General features: G+C 47.4%; 13 protein-coding genes. 9 read left to right on the forward strand and 4 right to left on the reverse strand.

All coding sequences use genetic code 11. The annotated features are described in order from the left end of the window. The first annotated feature begins 241 nt into the window (after positions 1–241). Both NKT06_RS05330 and NKT06_RS05335 read left to right on the forward strand, forming a co-directional pair. Positions 242–2,683 carry a glycoside hydrolase family 6 protein gene (locus NKT06_RS05330; RefSeq protein ID WP_253430935.1) on the forward strand — a complete coding sequence of 814 codons (2,442 nt, stop codon included), beginning with the start codon at positions 242–244 and terminating at the stop codon, positions 2,681–2,683. Between the two features lie 735 nt (positions 2,684–3,418). Then, on the forward strand, positions 3,419–5,830 hold the full coding sequence (locus NKT06_RS05335) for a rhamnogalacturonan lyase (protein ID WP_301289841.1): 2,412 nt from the start codon (positions 3,419–3,421) through the stop codon (positions 5,828–5,830). Between the two features lie 142 nt (positions 5,831–5,972). On the opposite strand, the gene NKT06_RS05340 is transcribed toward NKT06_RS05335, so the two are convergent. Next, positions 5,973–6,587, reverse strand: coding sequence for a histidine phosphatase family protein (locus NKT06_RS05340; RefSeq protein ID WP_253430938.1), 615 nt, complete (start codon positions 6,585–6,587; stop codon positions 5,973–5,975). A 180-nt stretch (positions 6,588–6,767) separates the two neighbouring features. Between NKT06_RS05340 and NKT06_RS05345 the strand changes: the two genes are divergently transcribed. The 6 genes from NKT06_RS05345 (at position 6,768) to NKT06_RS05370 (ending at position 12,602) form a co-directional block, all read left to right on the forward strand. Then, positions 6,768–7,781, forward strand: a complete 1,014-nt coding sequence (locus NKT06_RS05345; RefSeq protein ID WP_253430941.1) for an AraC family transcriptional regulator — start codon at positions 6,768–6,770, stop codon at positions 7,779–7,781. A 135-nt stretch (positions 7,782–7,916) separates the two neighbouring features. After that, positions 7,917–9,422 (forward strand): alpha-glucosidase/alpha-galactosidase, encoded by a 1,506-nt coding sequence (melA, locus tag NKT06_RS05350; RefSeq protein WP_253430944.1) that lies wholly within the window; start codon positions 7,917–7,919, stop codon positions 9,420–9,422. Positions 9,423–9,665: 243 nt separating this feature from the next. Continuing rightward, positions 9,666–10,436 (forward strand): amino acid ABC transporter substrate-binding protein, encoded by a 771-nt coding sequence (locus tag NKT06_RS05355; RefSeq protein ID WP_036672520.1) that lies wholly within the window; start codon positions 9,666–9,668, stop codon positions 10,434–10,436. A 112-nt stretch (positions 10,437–10,548) separates the two neighbouring features. Beyond that, entirely contained in the window at positions 10,549–11,208 is a 660-nt protein-coding gene (locus tag NKT06_RS05360) for an amino acid ABC transporter permease (RefSeq protein WP_253430947.1), read from the forward strand. Positions 11,209–11,241: 33 nt separating this feature from the next. Then, entirely contained in the window at positions 11,242–11,997 is a 756-nt protein-coding gene (locus tag NKT06_RS05365) for an amino acid ABC transporter ATP-binding protein (protein WP_301289845.1), read from the forward strand. A 263-nt stretch (positions 11,998–12,260) separates the two neighbouring features. Beyond that, on the forward strand, positions 12,261–12,602 hold the full coding sequence (locus NKT06_RS05370; RefSeq protein WP_253430950.1) for a DUF4190 domain-containing protein: 342 nt from the start codon (positions 12,261–12,263) through the stop codon (positions 12,600–12,602). Between the two features lie 128 nt (positions 12,603–12,730). On the opposite strand, the gene NKT06_RS05375 is transcribed toward NKT06_RS05370, so the two are convergent. Both NKT06_RS05375 and NKT06_RS05380 read right to left on the reverse strand, forming a co-directional pair. Beyond that, positions 12,731–14,917, reverse strand: a complete 2,187-nt coding sequence (locus tag NKT06_RS05375) for a YhgE/Pip family protein (RefSeq protein WP_253442398.1) — start codon at positions 14,915–14,917, stop codon at positions 12,731–12,733. A gap of 77 nt (positions 14,918–14,994) precedes the next feature. Then, positions 14,995–15,573, reverse strand: coding sequence for a TetR/AcrR family transcriptional regulator (locus tag NKT06_RS05380; protein WP_253430953.1), 579 nt, complete (start codon positions 15,571–15,573; stop codon positions 14,995–14,997). A gap of 307 nt (positions 15,574–15,880) precedes the next feature. On the opposite strand from NKT06_RS05380, the gene NKT06_RS05385 reads away from it, so the two are divergent. Then, the gene (locus NKT06_RS05385) at positions 15,881–16,249 is read left to right on the forward strand and encodes a hypothetical protein (RefSeq protein WP_253430956.1); all 369 of its coding nucleotides are present in this window, start codon (positions 15,881–15,883) and stop codon (positions 16,247–16,249) included. 127 nt (positions 16,250–16,376) lie between these two features. Here the strand turns inward: NKT06_RS05385 and NKT06_RS05390 are convergent, their stop codons facing one another. Next, positions 16,377–18,113 carry a methyl-accepting chemotaxis protein gene (locus NKT06_RS05390; protein WP_253442399.1) on the reverse strand — a complete coding sequence of 579 codons (1,737 nt, stop codon included), beginning with the start codon at positions 18,111–18,113 and terminating at the stop codon, positions 16,377–16,379. Positions 18,114–18,131 lie beyond the last annotated feature (18 nt).

Raw genomic sequence — 18,131 nt, forward strand, 5'->3', positions numbered from 1 at the left:
GTTAATCCATTTTCCACACTTCTTCATGTCTAACTCACGTTCAACCTCACCCACCACATTATACTCATTCACATGATTCGCCCTCACACAATTTGTTTGATCAAGATTCCAGTTATACAACCATTTCTTCTGGAGGTGATACAACCAACTCATCCGAACGTTCTCTTCGTGCTAAGCATCATAATGACACAGAGGATCAGACATGAGTACAACCCAATCTAACTAAAGGAAAGGTGGAACTATGAAGACTAAATTGAAAACCAAATCAAGAGGTAAGAAGATCCTGCGCAAAGGAGTAAAGCAAATGTTGGCGGCAACACTGCTGGCGGCGGGGATTTTCCCGGGGATGTCTCCGGGCTTGACTCAGGCGGCTGAAGCACATGTGGATAATCCATTTGTAGGGGCCACGGCTTATCTGAACCAGGACTATTCGGCTCTCGTGGATACGTCCATTGCGCTGACCAACGATGCATCGCTGAAGGCCCAGATGGAGACGGTCAAATCGTATCCAACCGCAGTATGGGTTGACCGCATTGCTGCAATCTATGGTGGCCCAGACAACGCTGGTCGCAAAAGTGTAGAGGAACATCTTGATGCCGTTCTGGCCCAAAAGAAACCTGGTACACCAATCACGGCTTCATTCGTTATCTATAACTTGCCTGGACGGGATTGTCATGCACTTGCATCCAATGGTGAACTTCCACTAACACAGGCAGCACTGCAGACATATAAAACGGATTATATTGATGTGCTCGCAGATATCTTCGCAGATCCGAAGTATCAGGATATTCGCATTATCGCCGTCATTGAACCGGACAGTCTGCCTAACCTTGTGACCAATCTGAGTACGCCAGCTTGTGGCCAAGCCAGCTCAACAGGTATCTATGAGGCGGGTGTGAAATATGCACTGGACAAGCTGCACGCCATTCCGAATGTGTACAACTATCTGGATATCGGTCACTCCGGCTGGCTTGGATGGGATAACAACCGCTCTGCAGCAGTCGCGCTGTATACAAGTGTTGTACAAGGGACAGCCGCGGGTCTGAGCAGTGCAGATGGTTTCATTACGAATACAGCGAACACCACACCGTTGGGAGAGCCGAACCTGTCCAACCCGGATCTGAATATCGGTGGACAACCGATTAAATCGGCCAAGTTTTATGAGTGGAATCCATATTTTGACGAAACCGATTTCACTGCTGCGCTGTATGCCGATTTCGTACAAGCCGGCTGGCCAAGCAGCACAGGTTTCCTGATCGATACTAGCCGGAACGGCTGGGGTGGGGTAGACCGTCCAACATCGGCTACGGGCAGCAACATCAATGATTATGTGAATTCCGGACGTGTAGATCGCCGGGAGCATCGGGGGAACTGGTGTAATGCCAGTGGAGCTGGCATAGGGGAAGTCCCTAAAGCAGCGCCAGGACCAGCGCATCTGGATGCTTATGTCTGGGTGAAACCTCCGGGTGAATCAGATGGCTCCAGTTCCGAAATTCCGAATAACGAAGGCAAAGGTTTCGACCGGATGTGTGATCCAACCTTCACCACTCGGGATGGTGTATTAACAGGTGCATTGCCTAATGCTCCGGTATCGGGTCACTGGTTCCATGATCAATTCGTGGCATTGGTGAAGAACTCATTCCCTGTGCTGCCTGCAAGTAACGGTGGCAATCCTCCGGGCGGTAATACCGCTCCGGCAGCACCCACAGCATTGACAGCTACTGCCGGTAACGCTCAAGTCTCCTTAACGTGGACTGCTTCTGCAGGTGCAACGAGTTATAGCGTGAAAAGGGCACTGAGTGCGTCAGGTCCATTCACAACAGTTGCTGCCAATGTGAGTGGAACGTCTTACAGCAATACCGGTCTGATCAATGGCACAACCTATTATTATGTAGTAACGGCAACGAATGCTGTAGGTGAAAGTGTCAACTCTGCCACAGCAACAGCTACACCGTTTGCAGGTGTAACGGCGCCAGCTGCACCGACTGCGCTCACAGCAACTGCAGGCAATGCACAGGTGAGCCTGACGTGGACCGCTTCTACAGGTGCAACAAGTTATAATGTGAAACGCGCACTGAGTGCGTCAGGTCCGTTCACAACGATCGCCGCGAATGTGAGTGGTACGTCCTACACGAACACTGCCCTCACGAACGGTACGACGTATCATTATGTGGTAAGTGCAGTGAATACAGCAGGGCAAAGTGCCGATTCCGCTGTAGCTTCCGCGACACCTCAAAGTGTCGTTGTACCGACAAGTGACCTTGTCCTGCAATATCGTGCTGGAGATACCAATGCTCAAGATAGCCAGATCAAACCGTATTTTAACATCAAAAATCTGGGTAGTACGGCTGTGAATCTGAGTGATCTGAAGATCCGGTATTACTTCTCCAAAGAAGGCTCGGCTGCAATGGATTCTGCTATTGATTACGCTCAAGTTGGCGGAGCCAATATCCAGCGGACCTTCACAGACTCGTATGTGGAACTGAGCTTCACATCTGGCGCTGGCAGCATTCAGGCTGGTGGGCAGACTGGAGACATCCAGCTTCGTATGTACAAAACAGACTGGTCCAACTTTGATGAGACGAATGATTACTCCTTCGATCCAACGAAAACATCCTATCAGGATTGGAACAAAGTAACACTCTACCAAGGTGGAAACCTGGTATGGGGCATTGAGCCTTAAGAGGAACGTTATAACTAACGTAACTAATGAAGGTAAGGTCGTGAGAAGTGAAGTTCTCACATGAACAATGTATGTATAATCGCTTGAAGATCCGGAATTAGGGATGTAAGAGCGGGCGTATCAGGCTGGGCTGTCCTCTGTTCATGAAAATGAGCAGGGGACAGCCCTATTTCTTTTCTAACGAACAGAGGACACGCTATTTAGTTGAATAGATGCATTTGAAAAATCTAACGAATCGTAGACACGCTATTTAGTTAATTTGGGTAGATTTTGATCCTCTTAGACTCGTTTTGGTCCAAATAAGGTTACTGAGATTCGTTAGGATTCGTTGTTGAAGTTTCACGCCCTTATAGGGTGTATGAGATTCGTTAGAAAAATGGGCGGTGAGCCTGAATCATGCTTCAGCTTGAATCGTTCATCGGTTTGATTTCCAAAATGACTCCTAAAAACACTGATTATTAATCGTTTTGGACGGATATTTGCCTAGGGTCTGGCAGGCAGGATGTATATAATAGAACCGGATGGGCGGGATCACCTCGCTCAGATTGGAAAGAGAATGAAAGGAGGACCGCACTCTGGCAGTCGGGCAAGCTGATTTCTCTTTTTTAATTTTGTAAGCGCAATCATTAAAGTTTGGAATCATTCGTTGAAGAGGTCTGTACGGGTAATCGAACGTTCAATCATCATCGAAGTGTATCAGCATCATCTATTCTGTCTCAAGGAGCGTGAAGGTGGATGAACTCAGAAACAACAGCGCCGGTACATAAGGGGTCGGCTTCAGGTCAGCAATCCGGTCGCAGGAAGGCACGGTTGCCACTTGCAGCCAAGGTACTCTCTTCGGCACTCAGCGTAGCTTTGCTTATTGGAGGAACAGCGGGAATCACTGGAGCCGAAGCTTCGAATGGAAATAGTACAACGGAGAGTGGCCTGCAATCACATAAGGGGGGCAGTCACTTGAAAGAGATTCAACTGGAATATCTGGATCGGGGGGTGGTGGCTGCATCCACATCTGAAGGTGTGTTTCTCAGCTGGAGATTACTTGGTGACGAGGCCACAGGGTATAGCGATAAAGGGCTGACAGGTACGGACTTTAACGTCTATCGTGATGGCAAAAAGATCGCTACGGTCACGGAAAGCACCAACTATGTAGATGGCACAGGTAAATCCTCTTCCCGTTATGAAGTGGCAGCGGTGAACAAAAAGGGTAAGGAGAGCAAACGCAGTGCATCCGTCAAACCTTGGGCGAACGGCTATGTGGACATTCCATTGCAGAAACCGGCCGATGGCGTGACGCCTGCCGGCGAAGCCTATACGTATTCCGCCAATGACATGAGCGTGGGTGATGTGGACGGGGATGGCCAATATGAGTTTTTCGTCAAATGGGACCCTTCCAATGCCAAGGATGTATCGCAAAAAGGATACACCGGTAAAACCTATGTAGATGCTTACACTCTGGACGGACAATTGCTGTACCGGATCGATCTTGGAGTCAATATCCGCGCAGGTGCTCATTATACACAGATGTTGGTTTACGATTTTGACGGGGATGGTAAGGCCGAGATGATGTTTAAGACCGCTCCGGGCACGAAGATAATCCAATATAACAAAAAAGGAAAAGTGACATCCGAGAAGTATATCACCTTACCGAAGGAAGATAAGAAGGCAGGCGTGAAGAACGAGGATGACTATCGTTTAAGTGCTGACGGTTACTACGATCATGTGGTGGATATGTTCAAAAACTGGCATAAACACGAAGAGGTTGTGAAGGGCAACTGGCCTGCGACATTGGAAGAGGCATTTGGAATGGAGAAAAAGTATAACTACCCATTATCTCAGCAGGATGCCGAGAGCTTGGCCGATTACTTCATTGATGTCTATGCGGTAGAACGCAGCAACCGAAATGAGTTGCGTAAGTTTGAGGGTTTTATCGTGGACGGACCGGAGTACGTTACGGTATTTGAAGGGAAATCAGGCAAAGAGCTGGAGACGATCCCCTACGAACCCGAGCGTCATGATGATGGCCTGATGTGGGGCGATTATGCCATGGCACGGATTGAACCGGGCAATCGGGTGGACCGTTTCCTGGCAGGCGTGGCGTATCTGGATGGCAAGAAACCGTCTGCAATCTTTGCACGCGGATACTATACACGTTCAACGATGGTCGCCTACAACTGGGATGGCAAGAAGCTGAAAAAGGAATGGAAAGTGGACAGCGGCTGGACACCGATGAAAAATCCGTTCAATGATGGGCCGCATGGCGTGGATGGTACAGATCCGGAGTATGGCTCCATCACTACTCAAGGTGCGCACTATTTCAGTGTGGCGGATGTAGATGGAGACGGCAAACAAGAGATCATCTATGGCTCCGCCACGATTGATCATGACGGCAGCGTACTGTACAGCTCCACAGACCTGATGCCAGCCGAAAGTGCTGCACCGGGAACGATTGCCCGTCTGGGTCATGGGGATGCCCTTCATGTAGCAGATATCGACCCGGATCGTCCGGGACTTGAGATCTTCATGGTTCACGAGGGTGGTCCGTGGGCTCCATATGGCTACTCCTTGCGGGATGCAAAGACCGGAGAAGTAATCTATGGTGGATACACAGGGAAAGATACGGGACGCGGCATGGTGGGAGATGTTGATCCGACGCGTCGTGGACTGGAGACTTGGGCTGTAGGTTTATGGACAGCACAGGGTCAGAAAATCAGTGATCAAGCACCGGGAACGAATATGAATATCCGTTGGTCTGGTGATATGACGACACAGATCGTAGATGGTGCGATTGATGTTACACCAACCATCAAGGATTGGAATCGTGGCACGTTGCTGACGGCAACAGGCACATTGACCAACAATCATACCAAAGGTACACCTTCTCTTGTAGCTGATATCTTCGGGGATTGGCGGGAAGAGATGTTGGTGAGAACCACCGACAGTTCGGCGATCCGTATCTATCTGAGTACCGATAAGACAGACCGCAAGCTGTACACCCTGATGCATGATGCGATGTATCGCGTGGGCATTGCCGGACAGAACAGTGGATACAATCAGCCTTCCTATCCGTCCTTCTACATGGCATCGGATATAGACTGGTCCAAAGTAACGCTGCCCAAGTTCTACACGCCAGGTAAAGGCGGGAAATAATTGAAGTGCTTTAAAGCTCTGGAATCTCCCATGTGTCTCGGCATATGGAGGTTTCAGGGCTTTTTTAGATGAGGATAGGAGGATTGGTGGACATCACTTGGCGTTTTTCAATCTATCCGTGGTATGTCTTTCTTCTACATCGTTAGTTAGAGTCCAGATGCTCGGTAGAAGCGAACGCTTTAATGGTGTATTTACCTTGATCATGGATCAAGGTGGTGATGGAGCACTCGGGAATAAGCTGATTCTGCATCGCTATAAAATCGGGATGCCAATCGTTAAGCTCGCGCTCGGTGAAGGTTTGCACCAGAAAATCAGTAATGAGTCCACCATGTGTAACCACAATAATGTTACTGTTCTCCTGCTCTTCATTAGTCAATTCGGTTAAGCAAGAGGCCAGACGTTCACCAGCCTGTTTGGCCGAGTCTCCCACAGGTGGAATGTAATTGGGGTCAGACGTACATCGATCCCACATGGCAATAAATTCTTCGAATGACTGATCCGGGCCATCTCCCCAATTGGCACGTTCGCGCAGGCGGGGATCTACTATTATGGGGGATTGAGTATGGTAGGCAATCCTGCTGGCGGTTTCTTGGGCTCGTCGAAGTGGGCTGGTCAGGATTTTAATAACAGGAAAGGCAGCTCTGGCAAAATGAAGTGCTGTGGCTTCGGCTTGTAAAGCCCCTTCGGAAGTGAGGGGGACATCACCGATTCGTCGTTCTTTGAGGCCGTGCCTCACCAGATGAAAGGTGGTACTCATGCATAGAAACCTCCTTAAGTAAAAATAGTTATCATAAACGATTAGAATATAGACTAATTATATATTTGTCTAATTATAAAATACAATCATCATTTTAGTCAGGACGTTTATATCTAACCTACATAATTGTTACAATGGAGAAAAGTGAAGATCGATCGTTGAAGGACTGGAGGTATAGACATGAGCATCTCGAAGCGCTGGACAGGAAGCCTGTATCAGGAGGCATTGCGAACAGAGGATTGTGGTCCGCGTTTTTACGCGTACTATTATAAGCAATGGGACAACTACCGTATGTCCTATCACAATCATGATTCCATGGAGATTATGTATATTATTTCGGGAATGTGCCGGGTGGATGTACAGATGCCGGATGGGAGCTCGGAACAGGCTGTTCTGAAAAAAGGGCAGTTCATTATGCTCGATGCTGGCGTCCCGCACCGTTTACTGGTGGAAGATGGCGTGCCTTGCCGGATGCTCAATGTGGAGTTTGGATTCTCCGGCTCGACAGCCTGTCAGCTGTCCATTCGACAGCTCGTACAGGAAGAGGAAGAAGTCCATACTTTGCTGGCTAATGCCTCGCCATATCTGGTACTGCCTGACCCGGAAGAGGTGTATCACATTATGAAAAGTCTGGTGCTGGAACTCGATCAGCGTGGTCTGTTGGAGCAGGGAAGATCGTCTGTCCCAATAGGCGTTATTCCTAGAGAGGATCGAGCACAACATCGCGAAGCCCGGAATCTGTCGTCCCCGGAACAGGGAATGTTGGTGCGTACGTTGTTCATCCAGTTGATCGTCCGTGTAGCACGTCTGCGTGGGGAAATGAACCGGAGTGCGCCAGATCAGGCGGAGTTGTATGTCAAGCGCACGATTGAATTCATGCATCATAATATGGATCGAAATATTCAGATGAAGGACATTGCCGCAGCCGTCAATCTGCATCCGGGTTATTTGCATCGCATTTTCCGTCAGCACACGCAGCGCACACCAACCGATTACCTGACGATGCTTCGGATGGAGAAGGCCAAGATGCTGCTACAGCAGACGAATATTCCGATTTCTAAGATCTCCGACTATGTTGGAGTAGGGAGTCGTCAGTATTTTCATATGTTATTCAAAAAATATACAGGCCGTACGCCGGTTGAATTTCGCTCCTCGATGGAACGACATGTCAGTCAATATCCGACGGATGAATAAGTTAGGATTTTTGACAACAAGAACTTGAACAGGTCATGATTTTGATAACGCTTCCCCTATTGGCGTTGGTACAATGATTTCATGAAGAGAGTCATTAACCGAAGCGAAAGATTCGGATTAGGGGAGGATATAAACATGTCGTTTAAAGTGGCGTTTATCGGGGCAGGAAGTATCGGATTCACTCGGGGATTGCTGCGGGATTTGCTGACGGTACCGGAGTTTAACAACATCGAAATTGCGTTTTGCGATATTAGCCAGCACAATCTGGACATGGTGACTGAGCTGTGTCAGCGGGATATCCGTGAGAATGGATTGAATATTCAGATTCAGCCGACAACGGATCGTAAAGAAGCGTTAAAAGATGCGAAGTATGTACTGTGTACGATTCGTGTTGGGGGACTGGAAGCTTTTGCAACGGATGTGGATATTCCACTGAAATATGGGGTAGACCAATGTGTCGGCGATACGCTGTGTGCAGGTGGCATTATGTATGGACAACGCGGAATTGCCGAGATGCTGGACATCTGTAAAGATATTCGTGAACAGAGCGCGCCGGACGTGCTGCTCTTGAACTATTCCAATCCGATGGCGATGCTCACATGGGCTTGCAATAAGTACGGCGGTGTACGGACGATCGGACTGTGTCATGGCGTACAGCATGGTCATCATCAGATAGCGGAAGCTTTTGGCTTGAAAAAGAGTGAAGTGGATATTATCTGTGCCGGCATCAACCATCAGACTTGGTATATTCAGGCTTCTCATCAAGGCAAAGATCTTACAGTTGACCTGCTCGAAGCCTTCGAAAAACATCCCGAGTATAGCCGCACCGAAAAAGTGCGGATCGATATGCTGCGCCGCTTCGGATATTACAGTACAGAATCGAATGGTCATCTGAGTGAATATGTGCCGTGGTACCGCAAACGTCCGGAAGAGATTAACGAATGGATCGACCTGGGCAACTGGATCAACGGAGAGACAGGTGGGTATCTGCGGGTATGCACCGAGGGGCGCAACTGGTTCGAGACGGATTTCCCTAACTGGATGAAGGATGAACCGATGCAATTCATTCCCGAAAAACGGGGGGAGGAGCACGGTTCGTACATTATTGAAGGTCTGGAGACGGGACGTGTCTATCGTGGACATTTCAATACCGTTAATAATGGAGTCATCTCGAACCTGCCAGATGATGCGATTATTGAGGCACCGGGATATGTGGATCGCAACGGTATTTCCATGCCGCATGTAGGGGATCTGCCACTTGGCCCGGCGGCGGTATGTAATGTGAGTATTTCCGTTCAACGTCTTGCGGTTGAAGCAGCGGTGAACGGAGACGACCAATTACTTCGTCAGGCGTTCATGATGGACCCGCTCGTAGGTGCCGTATGTAATCCAAAAGAGATCTGGCAGATGGTCGACGAGATGCTGGTTGCACAGGCTCAGTGGCTGCCACAGTACGGGGATGCGATTGCTGCCGCAGAAGCAAGACTTGCTGCTGGTAATCTTATTCCAACGAAGGAATATGAAGGTGCAGCACGTCTCAAGGTGAAAACCGTTGAAGAGATGCAACAGGATCGTGATGCTGCCAACAAAAACGCGGGTGAATCCGATAAAGGCAAGGATCGTGAGAAAGTGCAGCAATAGTGTTGAGTGTGAATAGTAGTTTACAAGAATATAGAGAAAGATAGAAACACAGAAAAAGGCCAGATTCTCCAGACGGAGAGCTGGCCTTTTTCACAAATTGTTGACAATTAAGCTGCATGGAATCCAATGAAATAGGCAAGAGACTCGACTCTTCTCCCATGCTATGTTATTATAAATCTCTGATAACGTGGTAACGAACTAAAGCGTTTTGGTTTTGGTTATAGACATGGAGGGGTTCGAGAGATGAGAAAAAAAGCGATTCTACTATTATTCATTAGTATATGTGTATTGATTGTGGCGGGTTGTTCCAGTTCCGCAAGCAAAGACGATAACACGATTGTTGTAGGAATTGACGACAAGTTTGCTCCAATGGGTTTCCGGGACGAGCAAAATGAAATTGTTGGTTTCGATATTGATTACGCACGAGCTGCAGCGGAGAAAATGGGTAAAGAAATCACATTCCAGCCGATCGACTGGTCTTCCAAAGAGTCAGAGCTGAACAGTGGTCGAATCGACATGATCTGGAACGGATACACCATTACGGATGAGCGCAAAGAGAAAGTGCTCTTCACGAAGCCTTATCTGGAAAACAGTCAGGTCGCGATTACCTTGGCAGACTCTCCAATTACGAAGCTGGATGAACTCGATGGTAAAAATGTGGGATTACAGGCATTGTCCTCAGCGGCAGATGCACTGGCAGCAAGTCCCCTGAAGGATAAAGTAAAAGCTTCCGAATTCAAAGATAACGTGCTTGCTCTGACTGACTTGAAAACAAAACGTCTGGATGCGGTCATCATTGATGAAGTGGTCGCGAGGTACTACATGTCCAAGGAAGAGGGAACATTCAAACTGCTGGATGAATCTCTTGCACCTGAACAATATGGAATAGGTATCAAAAAAGGCAATGAAGAGCTTCTGAATCAGCTGCAAAAAGCACTGGATGAGCTCAATGCAGATGGAACAGCAGCTAAAATCTCCACCCAATGGTTGGGTGAAGACAAGGTTCTGAAATAGGCAGGTTACACACCTGATATATAGTTTGAAACAAAACGGACCCCGTATTCCATGCTGGAGCGATTCATGCCCCAGAGGAATGCGGGGTTAACAGATTAGAGGAGACAAAACAATGAGTTGGGATTATCTATCGACCATTTTAAAACCGATGTTAGAGGGTGCGCAGACCACCATTTTCATGTTCTTGCTGGCGATCGTGTTATCTGTGCCGCTTGGATTTGCAGTCACGCTCGCGATGAGAAGCCAAATTAAACCACTTGCGTGGATTGCTCATACCTACGTCTACGTGATGCGAGGAACACCACTGCTGCTCCAAATTCTATTCTTCTGCTTCGGTTTACCGTTGCTTCCGGTGATTGGAGAGTATCTGGTGTTTGATCGCTTTGTAGCAGCGGGAATTGCGTTCATCCTGAACTATGCGGCTTACTTCGCCGAAATTTTCAGGGGCGGACTGCTTTCCATTGATAAAGGTCAACATGAGGCAGCGAAGGTACTGGGGTTAACAAAGTGGCAAACGATGACTAAAGTCATTATTCCTCAGATGATTCGTGTAGTATTGCCTGCAACGGCCAATGAGTCCATTACGCTCATCAAGGATACGGCACTGCTCTATGCCGTTGCTGTACCAGAGCTGTTGTATTATGCACAAGCGGCGGTAAATCGGGACTTGCAGTTAATTCCGTTCTTCGTAGCGGCGATTATGTATTTGCTCATGACCCTTGTGCTTACTTTGCTGTTCAAGGCGCTAGAGAAGCGGTTTTCATTTGAATAAATTAAATCTGATCAATCAAAGGACTGTCTGCATATGACACATATAATAGAAGTAAATCAGTTGAGAAAATCATTCGGTACGCTTGAAGTGCTGAAGCAGGTATCCTTCAACGTGGAACCAGGCGAAGTGATTGCCGTAATCGGGCCCTCGGGTTCAGGTAAAAGTACAATGCTGCGCAGCCTGATTCATCTGGAGGATATTTCAGGTGGAACGATTCGCATTCAGGATCAGACATTGGTCGATAATGGGCGTTACGCGGGTGCAGCAGATATTCGCAAGATGACGGATCGCATGGGTATGGTATTCCAGCATTTCAACCTGTTCCCACATCTGACCGTACAGGCTAATCTGGAACTCGCACCGAAGACTTTGAAAAAAGAAAGCTCAAGTGTCATCAGGCATCGCAGTCTGGAATTACTCGGCAAAGTCGGACTGTCGGACAAGGCCGACGCGTATCCGGCCAATCTGTCCGGTGGACAGAAACAGCGTGTAGCTATTGCCCGCGCACTCATGATGCAGCCCGACATTCTCCTGTTCGATGAGCCGACATCGGCACTCGATCCGGAGCTGACCGGGGAAGTGCTTCGTGTAATCAAACAGCTGGCGCAGGAAAATATGACGATGATGATCGTGACGCATGAGATGGGCTTCGCCCGTGACGTTGCGGATCGTGTATTCTTCATGGATAACGGGGAGATCGCAGAGGCGGGGCCGCCAGAAGAGATTTTTGGCAATCCAAAGCTTGCACGTACCCGGACATTTTTGCAGCGGGTGGAAGTGGAAGGATAAAAGACATTTCAAACCTAAGAAATGTTGAAAGAGCGCAATCCTGTGAGTAATAAGGGACTGCGTTCTTTTTGCTTTTTAAAATAAAAATGGGTTCTAACCTTCATATTCTTGAAGTACAATGTGTAATCTTAGGCTTCAATTAGGTGTACTGATGCGGGAAATAAATAAAACTAGTATCAATGCCTATTTTACAAATTATGGAGGTGATTATTCCTATTAATCAAGTATAATGAAATTACTTAATAAAGAAGGAGGATATACTTTTGGATTATCGCCAGAATAATGTAGATCGATATCATAGTGATACTGTTCCACCACCACCTTATGTAGTACCAAAAACCAATAGTAAGTCTATAGCTGCGCTTGTTTTGGGAATTTTGTCAGTTATTATTCCATACTTGGGATTTTTGATTGGAATTTTTGCTATCATATTTGCATCAATTTCTCTGAAAGAAATTAAACTTCGTATGGAACAGGGAAGAGGTTTAGCGATTGCCGGTCTGGTTTGTGGAATTATTGGCACGGCGATTTATGCTATTATCATTTTGGTTCTACTAGTTGCAGCCGCCTTTTACGTTAGTACTGACATGTCTTCTACATACTAGAATGATAAGAATGGGCGATTCACGATTTGTTTCATACTAAAAAAGCAAAGGCGTACCTTAGCCAACACCTCTGTTGTCCAGAAGAGTGTGTGGCATCGGTCACGCCTTTGCTTTTTATATTCCTTTTTTTACAGGTGAAGTGCAACTTCACTGCTCACGTTTTCGTTCTCTGTGGTACGGTGCATCAAGAAGTACGTTAGAGTTCCTCCAAGACCAATTACGGCAAAGATGCACAGTATGCCAATCTGATCCCAAGCCACGCCGAACTGTCCGCTTGAGATAACTGCTTTATACCCCGTAACCGAATAGGTCATAGGCAGCCATGGATTAAACACCTTCAACCAGTTTGGAATCAGTTCGAGCGGGAAAGTGCCCGCGCTGGTCGTAAGCTGGAAGATCAGCATCAGAATTCCGAGGAATCGTCCCGGATTTTCCAACCAAGTCACCAGTGCCTGAATGATGTACATGAAGCTTAGACTGGTCACAAAGCTGAATAAGAGGAACAACGGAACGCTCTGAACTTCCAGACCCAAGCCGTACAATACGAGCCACGAAGCAAGTAGGGATTGCACAGCACTCATGAGCGTGAAAGCCAGCGTTTTACTCACAAAACGATTCCAGCCACTTGCCTCGCTAACCGTGCTGCCGCGTGTTGGCACAACCAAAGTGGCGATCAATGCCCCGACAAACAGCCCCAGTGACAGGAAGTATGGCGAGAATCCTGTACCATAATTGGGTACCTCATTATATTTATGCTCATCGACCTGAACAGGCTCTGCATACATCGTTACCAGTTCATCGGTCTTTTTCACACTCCCTGTCTGCTCAGCCGCTTCATTCAGCTTGGTGGCAAGTTCGCCAGAGCCGTCCGTTAACTTCAGCGTACCTTCTTTTAACTGACCAGCACCGTCATCGAGCTTATGTGACCCATCTGCAAGGGTTGAGATGCCGTCTGTGAGCTGGCTTACACCCGCAACCAATTTGCCTGCACCAGCATTCAATTGACCTGAACCATCCGCAAGTTTGGCTCCTCCAGCGGCTGCTTCGGATAATTTGGAATTGAATTGCTGTAAACCAGTAGCAAGCTTTTCTTGTCCGGCAGATAATTGAGTAGCACCTTGTACGAGTTGTTGTTCACCCTGTACCAACTGACTGCTGCCTTGATGCAGTTGCTGTTGTGCAGCGTACAGGTTTTGGCTGCCTGCGACCAACTGCTGTCCGCCCTGATACACTTGTTCACTGCCCGCGGCTACGGCTTGGCTGGCTGCCAGGAGTTGCTGCACAGCAGGACTTGCGGCCAGTTCTGGACTGGCTTCAGCCAATTGGGCGAGCCCTTGTGCAACCGCTTTGGCACCCTCGCTAACTTTGCCACTGCCCTCAACAGAACTTTGCAGCCCAGCCGTCAGCTTTGCACTGCCTTCCTCGGAAGCTGCCAATCCTGCATCGAGCTTAGCTGCACCTTCTTGAGCGGATTGAAGGCCAGCCTGTAACTGTTTTCCACCCGTTTTAGCCTGCAATGCACCATTTCCAAGCTTCGTGCCTGCTGCCGCCAATTGGGACAATCCATCGGACAGGGCACTCGCGCCCGTATGAAGATCACCTGTGCCTTGGGAGAGAGTGGACGTACCTTGTTTTAACGAAACTATGCCCGTTTCGAGTTTGTCGGTGCCAGCGGCCAGTTTGGACAGATTCTCTTTTAATGTAGCAGCACCATCATCTAGCTTAGTCGCACCCTCGTTGATTTTGTCCGCACCTTCCCCGGCATCCGCCAAACCGCCAGAGATTTTTTCAACCTGATCCAATAACGTTTCGGTATACGATTCTGTGACTTTGGCAGCAACTTTGGAGCGAATTTGTTTAACCGCCGTGCCACCGATCTGACCCGCGAGGAAGTTGTATCCTTCATTGGGTTCATAGATCAGATCTGCCGGCTCAGGGTGCTCATCCATCAGGGTTGTTGCTTTGGAGGAAAAGTCCTCCGGAATCACAATCGTCATATAATACGTGTTGTCTTTCATGCCTTGTTCAGCTTGTTCACGAGTGACGAATTGCCAGTTGAAATCATCACTTTTTTTCAATTCATCGACGAGATTCTGACCGACCTCCAGTGATTTATCGTTATAGACTGCACCCTGATCCGTGTTGACCACGGCTACAGGTAATTCATTCATTTTGCCATAAGGGTCCCAGAATGCGTTCAGGAAAAGGCTACTATACAATACCGGAATGAACAGTACAACGAGAATCGGAATAAATACTTTTGGTTTCTTGAAGGCGGACTTCAGATCCTGCCCAAATACGTGGAATGATTTCATCATGTTCTCTCCCTATCCTTACGCTCATCCATTTGTTCTATCTCTATTATGTGTTGAATCTAGTGGGTTGCCTTTCTCTAGGTGGGGGATAAGCCATTCTTGAGAAAGAGGCCCACAAAATCCTTGATCTGATCCTTATGCAGCGTAGGATGCGCTTTGTTCCAATCTGAGGTTAAGGTGACATACAGCTTCAGCAGGACAAAAGAAACCAGTTTGGGATCGTCTCTGCGAATCTGCTCTAACTCCATGGCACGGCTGACCTGACGCTCCAGATATTCGAGAATGGCTGTCTCCACTTGCTGCAAACCTTCCTTGGCTTGCAGCGTACCAAACTCGTTGACCTCCTGAAAGAGCTTGATCAACAACTCATGTTCCTCCCGGTACTCCAGCAGAGAATCCATGCTCATATGCACGTTATCCAGAAAGGAGTTCTCTTCCTTCACGGTTTGCTCTGTAATCTGTCTCATATCCGCAATGATCGAGCGCAGAATCTCGCTGAACAGTTCTTCTTTATTTTCGAAAAAAGTATAGATCGTTCCCTTGCCCACATTGGCAAGTCTCGCAACCTGCTCCATCGTTGTGGCCTTGTAGCCAAACAGAGCAAAGGATTTCTCGGCAGAGTCCATCACCTGTTGCCTTCGATCTATCGTTTTCATGGCATATTCACCTCCTTGTAGGTTGAAAGGATAATGGGTAAGGTAACTTATTGAGTGACCGATTTACTATTACGGTCAGTTGGTCGTTAATAAATGTAGCACTTGGACAAGGCAGGTGGATGTGATTATTGTCATAATGTGGACACGGAAATGACAACAGAAGTGAGTAGTGAGGTGTACAGAGCAAGGATTTCTATAATATGGAGAGTGGTCGGATATATCCGTTATAGAGGTGAATAGCTATAATAGCTAAGGGATGAAGAAGAAACAGTGAGTTTTAAAATTCAGTAAAGAATGAGGAATATTTATGGAACACGTTTTGTGGACGGTTTATCTTGGTTTGCTTGGTACAGCATCACTCTCGTATCTGATTAAAGGAAAGTATAAGTCAAAACTCAGCAAGATAGATTTTGTCGTATCCGTCATTACATGGATAGGGTTGCTAGGATATGTTACGGAAACAGCTATTTTAAATCCTTCTTGGTGGAAAATTATTACTGTGACTGCTCTGTTATGGGATGTATTATTCGCGATGCTTTTAAAGGATAACGAAGGGGAAGAAATTTTGGATGGATTACCGATGATGACAAGAAGAGTTTGGATGTTCATAACATTAGTTGTCGCGATTGGACCTCTATACTATGGACTGTTTAAATATGCTTTCTCATCTATATGATAAAGGGAAGTAGAGAAACTATCTACCTATCCTGCTAACAACAAAAAAACCAAGGCTTCGAGTTAGTCACTCATGAGCCTTGGTTTTTTACTATGTTGTAATTCTTGTTAGCTGTTTCGTATGGCTTTTATTCTGCTCGTACTTTAAAGAATGAGATCAGTTCTTGCAGCTGCTCGGATACAACCGAGAGTTCATCGGAGGCACTCACAATGGCAGCCATGGAGGCTTCCTGCTCTTCAATGGACTGCTCAATTTGTTTACTGCTGCTTGCTGCCTTGCTGACATTGGCAGACAGTTCATCAGCTGTGGCAGACATTTCTTGTGTGCTTGCCGAGATTTCTTCGGTAGAACTGGAGATATCCTGAATCTGGTTTGCAACTTTATTCGTAGCAGTCAGAATATTCTCGAAGAATACGCCAGTCTCTTGGGTAACTTCCAAGCCTTTGGTGACTTCCTTGGAACCCAATTGCATCGCCGCGGAAGACTGCATGATATCGCGCTGAATTTCTTCAATTAACTGCCGAATTTGCTTCGCTGATTCCTGGGATTGCTCTGCCAGGTTACGTACCTCGCCTGCAACGACGGCAAAACCTCTTCCTTCTTCGCCTGCGCGGGCAGCCTCGATCGAAGCGTTGAGTGCCAGCAAGTTGGTTTGTCCGGCAATTTCCGTGATCAGATTAACAATGTTACTAATCTGGTTCGAGTTGTTTTCCAACGATTGAATGGAGTTTGACGTATTTTGCACTGCACCCGAGATCAAGCGCATCTGCTCAATGACTTGTTGCATCACCACATTACCCGTGCTGGAGCGCTGCTCCATGCTGAGTGCTTCATCTGCCACATCAGCTGAACTGCTGGCAATGGTCTGTACAACCGTTGACATCTCTGTCATGGCGCGTGCATTCTCCACTGTGGCTTTGTCCTGTGACACCAGGCCAGTGGATATTTCCCGGATGTTGTGGCTAATGGATTGAATATTAACATTATTCTTCTCGGAAATGCCCAGTAGTTGTTTGGAAGATTCCGAGAGGTGATGCGAAGTATTCTGTACTTTATAGATCGTTGTATTGAATCGATGGATCATCGCATTAAACTTCTCGTTGATGATACCCAGATCATCTCGCCCGGTATCGATAGTTACGTCCAGATTACCCGTGCTGACTTCTTCGATACCTTTCATCAGGTTGCGGATTGGAAGCAACGTTCTTTTCAGCAATATGAATTGCAATACCATAAACAGGATTAGGAATCCGACAAGGAACATCAATCCGTACGTAAGCAATTCCTTAAGTCCTTTTGGAACGGCACTTGCATCAACATCGAAGTAAAGAGCAGCGTACATGGAGCCATCTGCGTTATTAATCGGATAGATCAGAGTGGTCCAAGTTCCGTACTCGTCCGTGTAGAAATCACTGAAAGCAGGCTTCCCGTCCTTTTTCATCTGTTCCAGAACCACGACGTTATTCTGAGGTAGCGGATACATGGCACCTGCGGGCAGATTACCTTCTTGGAATGGTTCCAACAGGTTCGTTGGAATGGCGATGATGGACGTTCCGTTTCCTTGCTCAAGCTCTGAACCGAAAATGTAAGCCTGTGCGATGTTTGGATAGAACTCATGGATGGAGTCGAGATAAGCTTTCATTTCCTGCTGTACAGGACCGGTGTAGCTTTTTTCCTTAGCCGCTTCTGCCACTTTGGCAGTGTCGAGATCGTCATACCATTTCTGGGTGATGACGGTAGCCTGGTCGTGCAACTGTTCAACCAGGATGTTTTTCTGCAATTGATACGCAGCAGTAATCAGGATTACACCAATCAACGTGATACTGCCGAATGAAATCACCAAATTTTTGATAAAGAAAGGCATGGTACTCCAGTGAAGCTT

The sequence above is a fragment of the Paenibacillus sp. 1781tsa1 genome, from assembly GCF_024159265.1.
Taxonomy (GTDB): domain Bacteria; phylum Bacillota; class Bacilli; order Paenibacillales; family Paenibacillaceae; genus Paenibacillus.